Origin of the sequence: Ferrovibrio sp. (assembly GCF_035304305.1) — a bacterium.
In the GTDB taxonomy this organism is placed as follows: Bacteria; Pseudomonadota; Alphaproteobacteria; order Ferrovibrionales; family Ferrovibrionaceae; genus Ferrovibrio.
The window spans coordinates 44,646-52,208 of sequence record NZ_DATGQG010000029.1; the positions used below are offsets into that span (position 1 = coordinate 44,646).

General features: G+C 66.3%; 7 protein-coding genes and 1 pseudogene. 5 read left to right on the forward strand and 3 right to left on the reverse strand.

Features of this window, described 5'->3' with window-relative positions; translation table 11 throughout:
• Positions 1-16 precede the first annotated feature (16 nt).
• Positions 17-664, reverse strand: a complete 648-nt coding sequence (locus VKZ87_RS03585) for a TetR/AcrR family transcriptional regulator (protein WP_324219879.1) — start codon at positions 662-664, stop codon at positions 17-19.
• Positions 665-791: 127 nt separating this feature from the next.
• On the opposite strand from VKZ87_RS03585, the gene VKZ87_RS03590 reads away from it, so the two are divergent.
• Positions 792-1,790: a sensor histidine kinase gene (locus VKZ87_RS03590; protein WP_324219880.1), complete on the forward strand. Its 999-nt coding sequence runs from the start codon at positions 792-794 to the stop codon at positions 1,788-1,790.
• Here the strand turns inward: VKZ87_RS03590 and VKZ87_RS03595 are convergent.
• Both VKZ87_RS03595 and VKZ87_RS03600 read right to left on the reverse strand, forming a co-directional pair.
• Positions 1,771-2,769, reverse strand: a complete 999-nt coding sequence (locus VKZ87_RS03595; RefSeq protein WP_324219881.1) for a zinc-dependent alcohol dehydrogenase family protein — start codon at positions 2,767-2,769, stop codon at positions 1,771-1,773. The two genes, VKZ87_RS03590 and VKZ87_RS03595, sit on opposite strands and share 20 nt — an antisense overlap.
• Before the next feature lie 77 nt (positions 2,770-2,846).
• Positions 2,847-4,376: a YifB family Mg chelatase-like AAA ATPase gene (locus tag VKZ87_RS03600; RefSeq protein ID WP_324219882.1), complete on the reverse strand. Its 1,530-nt coding sequence runs from the start codon at positions 4,374-4,376 to the stop codon at positions 2,847-2,849.
• 363 nt (positions 4,377-4,739) lie between these two features.
• On the opposite strand from VKZ87_RS03600, the gene VKZ87_RS03605 reads away from it, so the two are divergent.
• From VKZ87_RS03605 to VKZ87_RS03620, 4 genes and pseudogenes are all read left to right on the forward strand, one after another.
• Positions 4,740-5,297: a TMEM165/GDT1 family protein gene (locus VKZ87_RS03605; protein ID WP_324219883.1), complete on the forward strand. Its 558-nt coding sequence runs from the start codon at positions 4,740-4,742 to the stop codon at positions 5,295-5,297.
• Positions 5,298-5,376: 79 nt separating this feature from the next.
• The gene (locus VKZ87_RS03610; protein ID WP_324219884.1) at positions 5,377-5,913 is read left to right on the forward strand and encodes a hypothetical protein; all 537 of its coding nucleotides are present in this window, start codon (positions 5,377-5,379) and stop codon (positions 5,911-5,913) included.
• A gap of 130 nt (positions 5,914-6,043) precedes the next feature.
• A complete protein-coding gene (locus VKZ87_RS03615; RefSeq protein ID WP_324219885.1) occupies positions 6,044-7,213 on the forward strand; it encodes a phosphoserine transaminase in 1,170 nt (389 codons plus the stop codon).
• A 79-nt stretch (positions 7,214-7,292) separates the two neighbouring features.
• Positions 7,293-7,563: pseudogene (locus VKZ87_RS03620) on the forward strand (phosphoglycerate dehydrogenase); the annotation flags it as partial.

The following is a 7,563-nucleotide window of genomic DNA, read 5'->3' on the forward strand; positions in this document are numbered from 1 at the left end:
GTCCTCCTTCAATCCGTCATGACGCCCGGCGGCGGGCGGGTTTCGTGTCAGGTTGGGCAACTGCGCCCTTCGGCGCGGCGCCACGGGCAAGCAGCCCCATCGCGGTCCGGTAGAGTTCGTCGAAGGAGATGCCGTCGCCGATGCGGCCGGCCAGCTTCAGGCTGAGCAGGCCGTGCACGGTGGCCCAGAATATATGGCCCAGGATCTCCGGATCCCCCTCCAGTTCGCCTTCCGCGACGAGGTCTTCGACATAGGCACTCATGGTGCGGCGCGACCGCGCCTGGGCGCGGGCGAGATCGGGAAAGCGTTGCGGGTCCGGCTGCATCGGATCGAACATCAGCCGGTAGCTGTCGGGATGCTCCAGGGCAAAGCGGATATAGGCCTCGCCGACGGCGCGGCCGCGCTGCCGGGCATTGCCCTTCGTGCGTGCAGCCGCCTCGAGCGCCTCGGCAAAGCGGTCAAGCGCGGCGGTGCGCACGGCAGCGACGATTTCATCCTTGTCGCGGAAATAGCGGTAGGGCGTCATTGCGCTGCAGCCGAGATCGCGCGCCAGCTGGCGGAGCGTCACGCCGTCGGCGCCATAGCGGGCAAACCGCTTTTCCGCGGCGCGGCACAGGCGCGCGCGGAACGCGTCGATATCGTCGGGAGAAAGCGAGCGTGGCATAATGTACAGTGTAAAATCAAAGCAGCCGCGTTGCTACAGGTTTTCCGCACTCCGGCACTGACTGCCTGACGTAACGGAAATCCGGGATCAATGAGCGGTTTCGGGGTTTGTACCGGGCGAGGCCTCTATGCTCGTCCGGAAAATCTTCGAAACCACCAAGCCGATCCATCGCCTGTCGGTGCCCGCGCGTTACGTGCTGGCAACCCTGATCGTGGCCGGCTTCGCAATCCTGCGCTGGGCGCTTCGGGATCTGCTCGACCCGGTTCCTTTCCTGCTCTTCTTCCCGGCAATCCTCATCGTTGCCCTGATGATCGACCATGGCAGCGCCATCTATGCCAGCCTGGTCAGCATTCTTCTCTCGATCTTCCTGTTCATTCCGCCGCATTACTCGCTGGCAATAGAAGACCCGCGGCTGGCCTTTGCCGCCCTGCTGACACTGCTCATCATGCTGCTGATGGCATGGCTGGTGGAAAACCTGCGCGAGAAGACCGTGTCGCTGGCGCGCATGGAGCAGGAGCAGCGCCTGCTGCGCGCCGAGATGCATCACCGCATCAAGAACGGCCTGCAGCTGCTCACCGCGATCCTGCATCTCGAAGCGGGACGGGAGGCCGATGCGCGGACCAGGGCCATGGCAAAGGCGGTCTCGAACCGGATCATGGTCATTTCGCGCCTGCATGACCGCCTGTACCGCTCGGACCTCCACGACATCGTCAACGCCCGCGAGTTCATCGAGGAGCTCTGCCGCGAGCTGCAGATGTCGCTGATCGAAGGCCGCAGCATCGCGCTGCAGGTCCGGGTCCAGCCGGTGGCCCTTGCCCTCGTCCAGGCGGTTCCGGTCGGGTTGATCGTCAACGAACTGGTCACCAACGCGCTCAAGCACGCCTTCCCGGCGGACCGCTCCGGGACGATCGCGGTCGATTTCACCGAGGCCGACGGCTTTTACGTCGTCACGGTCGGCGATGACGGCGTCGGAGGGGCGGGCAGCAGCCGTCCCGCCGGACCGAAGCTGGTCGATCTCCTGACCCGGCAGATGGGTGGGCGCGTCGAGACCGTCGGCGAGACGGGCTTCGTGGTGCGCGTGCGGATCCCCGCCGGCGACCGCGAAGCTAGGCCTGCTGCGGTGTGATCAGGATCTTGCCCTTGCGGCCTTCGCGGGCGGCATGGGCAAGCGCCTCGCGGATCCGTTCCAGCGGATAGGTCGCCTCAACCTCGACATGAATGGTTCCGTCGGCAATCAGCGCGATCAGGTCCGCATAGGTGCGCTGGATCTCCTCGGGCTGGGCTGTCGAGAACCAGCGCGCCAGCCAGAAGCCCCGCAGCGCGATGTCGCGGAACACGACATCGCCCGGCGGCATCACGCAGGATTGCCCCGACAGCAGGCCGTAATTCACGATCACGCCGCCGTCTGCGAGCGCCCGCGCCAGACGTGCCGTGGCCTCGCCGGCGACGGCATCGATGGCGAGCTTCGGCCGGTTGTCCTTGCCGGTGACGGCGGCGACCTGCTCCGCCAGATCGGGGCCGTCGACCAGCACGGCGTTGGCGCCGAGCGCCGTCAGCTCGGGCGCCAGTTCCTTCCGGCGCACGACGGCGATGCTGCGCAGGCCGCGGCGCCTGGCCAGCACGATGACGCTGTGGCCGACGCCGGAATTGGCGGCATTCTGGATCACCCAGTCGCCGGCCGCGAGATCGACAAAGTTCCGCAGCATCAGCAGGGCCGTCGGCGGATTGACGGTCAGCATCGCAAGCTGCAGCGGATCGGCAGGCGGCAGCGGAAAGAGGCGCGCCGCTTTGGCAATCAGGCGGTGGCGCCAGTTGCCGCGTCCGGCAAACAGCAGCAGCACGCGATCGCCGGCCTTGAGATGCGTCACGCCGGGCCCGGCTTCGCGGACGATGCCGACGCCCTCGCCGCCCGCCATCACCGGAAGCGGCGGCGGTGCCGCGCCGTATCTGCCTTCGAACTGCAGCAGGTCGGCGGGATTGATCGGCGAGGCTTCGACATCGACCAGCACTTCGCCTTCGCCGGGCCGGCCGGGATCGGGCAGGTCGATCAGTTCGGCGACCTCCCAGGGCTTGCCGAATGCCGAATAGCGCACCGCCTTGATCATGCTGTTCCTCCCGCGTGATTCTGCCGGCCAAATATGGCGGCAAGCCGGGCGGGGAAGCTAGGCTTTGGTGGTGACGATTACCGCACGAAAGCCAGCCTGCGATAGCTCAGCGCTTCCGCCACATGCGGGCGCCTGACGCTGTCGCTGCCGTCGAGATCGGCCAGGGTGCGCGCCACGCGCAGCACGCGGTGATAGCCGCGCGCGGTCAGGTGCATCGCCGCTGCCGCCTGGCTGAGCAAGGCGCGTCCGGCCTGATCGGGGTTGGCCACGCGCTCGAGCAATTCGCCGTCGGCTTCGGCGTTGGTGCGGATAGCGCGGCCGTCGATGCTGGCGCCGGCATAGCGCCGGCGCTGGATCTCGCGCGCCTGCGCCACCCGGGCGGCGACATCGGCGCTGCTTTCGCGCGCCGGCGGCGCGCTGAGATCCTCGGCGCTGACGGCCGGTACTTCTAGGGTGATATCGATGCGGTCGAGCAGCGGGCCGGAAAGCCGCGCCTGGTAGTCGCCGCCGCATTTCGGCGCGCGGCTGCAGGCGAGCGCGGGATCGGCAAGATGGCCGCAGCGGCAGGGATTCATCGCCGCCACCAGCTGCACGCGGGCGGGATAGGTCACATGGGCATTGGCGCGCGCCACCACGGCCTGGCCGGTTTCCAGCGGCTGCCGCAGGCTGTCGAGGGTCTGGCGGTTGAATTCCGGCAGCTCGTCGAGGAACAGAACGCCGAGATGCGCGAGGCTTACCTCGCCGGGCCTGGCGCGCAGGCCGCCGCCGATCAGCGCCGCCATCGAAGCAGAATGATGCGGCGCGCGGAACGGCCGGCGACGTGTGAGCTTGCCTTCGGCGATCTGGCCGGCCAGCGAGGCGATCATGCTGACCTCGAGTATCTCGGCCGAGTCCAGCGGCGGCAGGATGCCGGGCAGGCGCTGGGCGAGCATCGACTTGCCGGCACCGGGCGGGCCGATGAACAGCAGGTTATGCGCGCCGGCCGCAGCGACTTCCAGCGCGCGCTTGGCCGTTTCCTGGCCTTTGATGTCGCGCAGATCGGGGGCGGGGGCATCATCGTCGTCGGCCATCCGCGCCACCGGCGGACTGAGCACCTGGCTGCCCTTGAAATGGTTGATCAGGGACAGCAGCGAGGGCGCTGCCAGCACGCGCGCTGCATCTCCCGCCCAGGCTGCCTCGCTGCCCTGTGCCGCCGGACAGATCAGGCCGCGATCCTCGCCATTGGCCGCGATGGCTGCCGGCAATATGCCGGTCACCGCACCGACCGCGCCGTCGAGGCCGAGTTCGCCCAGCGCCACGAAGCCGTCCAGCGCGTCGGGCGGCAGTACGCCCATGGCGGCCAGCAGCGCGAGCGCAATCGGCAGGTCGTAATGGCTGCCTTCCTTCGGCAGGTCGGCCGGCGCGAGATTGACGGTAATGCGTTTGGGCGGCAGCGCGAGCCCGATGGCGCCGAGCGCACCGCGCACCCGCTCGCGGCTCTCGCCGACCGCCTTGTCGGGCAGGCCGACGACGGCGAAGGCCGGCAGGCCGTTCGACAATTGCACCTGGACATCGACGGGCATCACTTCGATGCCCTGGAACGCCACGGTTCTGCAGCGTGCTACCATCGGAAGACTCCCACCTCTGGTCCTGTTTTGTTGCTACGCTGCAACCGGAGGGATTGCAATGCCGAGTCGGGGCTGCCGGAAAAAGATTACGAGTGCATGCATTTGATGCGTATAAGGAGAATGCTTGGCAGCGCCGCCGATCCGCGCTACACCCTCGCTGCACCCTTTGGGGAGTAGCCGCCCGCACGACAGCGGTGGAGACGTCAACAGACTAGGCGGATGACCAGCGTCCGCCTTGGCGTTTCCGGCAGCAGGCGAGAGCCTGGCTTGGCGAGACCTTAGGCTTGCATTTCCGACACCCGGACCGGGCGGCGGAGATGAAGGCCTATGGCTCCGTTCGCCGCCCGGTCCAGCAAACGCCCCATGCTGTCAGCCTTCCTCACCACCACCGGCGTCGTCGCCATTGCCGAGATCGGCGACAAGACGCAGCTGCTGTCGCTGCTGCTGGCGGCGCGATTCCGGCGTCCCTGGCCGATCCTCGCAGCCATCCTGGTGGCAACGCTTGCCAATCACGTTCTTGCCGCGTGGATCGGCGTGTGGATCGAGCAGTGGCTGACGCCGGAGGTACTGCGCTGGGTGCTGGGTGCATCCTTCCTTGCGATGGCGGTCTGGACTCTGATTCCCGACAAGCTGGATGACACGCCGGTGGTGGGAAAATGGGGCGCCTTCCTCACCACGCTGGTGGCCTTCTTCATCGCCGAGATCGGTGACAAGACCCAGCTGGCAACGACCGCGCTGGCGGCGCGTCACGAATCCGTGGCGATGGTGGCGGCGGCCAGTACGCTCGGCCTGATGGTGGCGAATGTACCGGTGGTACTGGCGGGCGAGAAACTGATGGCCCGGCTGCCGCTCACTCCGGTCCGGTATATCGCCGCGGCGGCTTTCGCTCTTCTCGGCATCACGGCGCTGCTGGCCTGGTAATGCGGTTATCCACACACAACGCTGCTTGCGGAGCCTGCAACACAGGGTAGAATACACGCACTTTGCCTCCCAGTGTCCCATGACGAACATCGCCGGGAAAATCTACAACAAGGCGGAAATCGAAACGCTGCTGCAGGCTCTGGAGCGGCAGACGAAGCGTGCCCGCAGGATCGCGGACGAGGCAATCCAGCAGATCACGCATTCTTCCTTCGAGACCTACTACGAATACCGCGAGGCGCTGACCGAACTGGAAGGTGTCCTCGTGCTGATCGAAGACCGCATGCAGCATGCCCAGAAGAGCGCCGTCGATCAGCTCAAGGAGTACCACACAGGCCTGATCGTCGATCTTCTGCGGATGAAGATCGACGTGGTGCTGCGTGTCTTTCCTGCCCTCGAGGAGCAGGCCGTACTGCCGATGGGAACGCAGAAGGTCATTCTCGCCACGATCTGGGAACTGAAGGATACGGTCGACCGGATCGATCGCGAGCAGATCGAAGGCGTACTGGACGGCGAGGCCCGAAAGCGCCTGCAGGTGGCGGAGACCATCCTCCAGGAGGTTTCCGAACGCGCGCCCAGCCTGCTGGAACTGGCCGAACAGGAAGCCAAGCTGGCCTGACTTCCCTGCTGTCGCGGCGGTCATTTCAGCCTGCGACGAACTGAACCATTGCGCGGTTATCCGGTTCCGGATAGAAGGGCGGCGGGACACGCCCCCCCAACGGGGCGCTTCTATCTGGAAGGATAGCTACATGGCAAAGCCTGCTGCGCGGCCGAAATCCGCGCATTTTTCGTCCGGCCCCTGCGCCAAGCGCCCCGGCTGGACCCCTGAAATCCTCAAATCCGCTCTGGTTGGCCGCTCGCACCGCTCGAAAGAGGGCAAGCAGCGTCTGCTCGATGTGATCGAGCAGCATCGCCGGATTCTCGGCATTCCGGCCGATTACCGGATCGGCATCGTGCCGGCCTCCGATACCGGCGCCGTCGAGATGGCGTTGTGGTCGCTGCTGGGCGCACGCGGCGTCGATGTGCTGGCCTGGGAAAGCTTCGGCTCCGGCTGGGCGTCCGACATCAACAAGGAACTGAAGATCAAGGATGTCCGCACCCTGAAGGCGGGTTACGGCGAGATCGTTGATCTGAAGCAGGTCGACTGGTCGCGCGACGTCGTCTTCACCTGGAACGGCACGACCTCGGGCGTGAAGGTGCCGCACGGCGACTGGATCGCCGACAACCGCGAAGGCCTCGCGATCTGCGATGCCACTTCGGCGGTCTTCGCGATGGACCTGCCGTGGTCGAAGCTCGATGTGGTCACCTGGTCGTGGCAGAAGGCGACCGGCGGCGAGGCCGCGCATGGCATGCTGGTGCTGAGCCCGCGGGCCGTGCAGCGCCTCGAGACCTACACACCGGCCTGGCCGCTGCCGAAGATCTTCCGCCTGGCCAAGGACGGCAAGCTGATCGAGGGCATCTTCAAGGGCGAGACGATCAACACGCCGTCCATGCTCTGTGTCGAAGACATTCTCGATGCCCTGAAATGGGGCGAGAGCGTCGGCGGCCTGAAGGGCATGATCGCCCGTTCGGAAGCCAACCTGAAGACGATCGCCGACTGGGTCGCCAGGACCGACTGGGTCGATTTCCTGGCACAGGATCCCGCCGTCCGCTCCAACACCTCGATCTGCCTGAAAGTGGTCGATCCGTGGTTCACCGCGCTGGGCGACAAGGACCAGGCGGCAGCCGCCAAGCAGATTGCCGCGCTGCTGGAAAAGGAAGGCGTCGCCATGGACATCGCGGCCTATCGCGATGCCCCGCCGGGCCTGCGCATCTGGGGCGGCGCCACGGTCGAGACCTCGGATATCGAGGCGCTCTGCCCCTGGCTCGACTGGGCCTTCAGTGAAGTGAAGGCCAGCTACAAGCCCGCCGCTGCCTGATCATCTGCCGGCGCATCCTGGCCCGTTTCCGGGTGCGCCGGCCACATACAAACATTTTCTGCATTCAAGGATCATCACCATGGTCAAGGTCCTTATTTCCGACGAGCTGAGCCAGGCTGCCGTCGACATCTTCAAGAACCGCGGCGTCGAAGTGGACGTCAAGACGGGCCTTAAGCCCGAGGAGCTGATCGCCATCATCGGCGACTATGACGGCCTCGCCATCCGCTCGGCCACCAAGGTTACCGCCAAGGTGCTCGAAGCGGCGAAAAAGCTGAAGGTCGTCGGGCGTGCCGGCATCGGCGTCGACAACGTCGACATTCCGGCCGCCACCGCGCGCGGCGTCTGCGTCA

What these genes read in the sequence shown, in the direction of transcription:
- VKZ87_RS03605 (WP_324219883.1), top strand. Translation starts at nt 4,740, where the DNA reads ATGCTGTCAGCCTTCCTCACCACCACCGGCGTCGTCGCCATTGCCGAG.
- VKZ87_RS03595 (WP_324219881.1), bottom strand. Translation starts at nt 2,769, where the DNA reads ATGATCAAGGCGGTGCGCTATTCGGCATTCGGCAAGCCCTGGGAGGTC.
- VKZ87_RS03610 (WP_324219884.1), top strand. Translation starts at nt 5,377, where the DNA reads ATGACGAACATCGCCGGGAAAATCTACAACAAGGCGGAAATCGAAACG.
- VKZ87_RS03590 (WP_324219880.1), top strand. Translation starts at nt 792, where the DNA reads ATGCTCGTCCGGAAAATCTTCGAAACCACCAAGCCGATCCATCGCCTG.
- VKZ87_RS03600 (WP_324219882.1), bottom strand. Translation starts at nt 4,376, where the DNA reads ATGGTAGCACGCTGCAGAACCGTGGCGTTCCAGGGCATCGAAGTGATG.
- VKZ87_RS03585 (WP_324219879.1), bottom strand. Translation starts at nt 664, where the DNA reads ATGCCACGCTCGCTTTCTCCCGACGATATCGACGCGTTCCGCGCGCGC.
- VKZ87_RS03615 (WP_324219885.1), top strand. Translation starts at nt 6,044, where the DNA reads ATGGCAAAGCCTGCTGCGCGGCCGAAATCCGCGCATTTTTCGTCCGGC.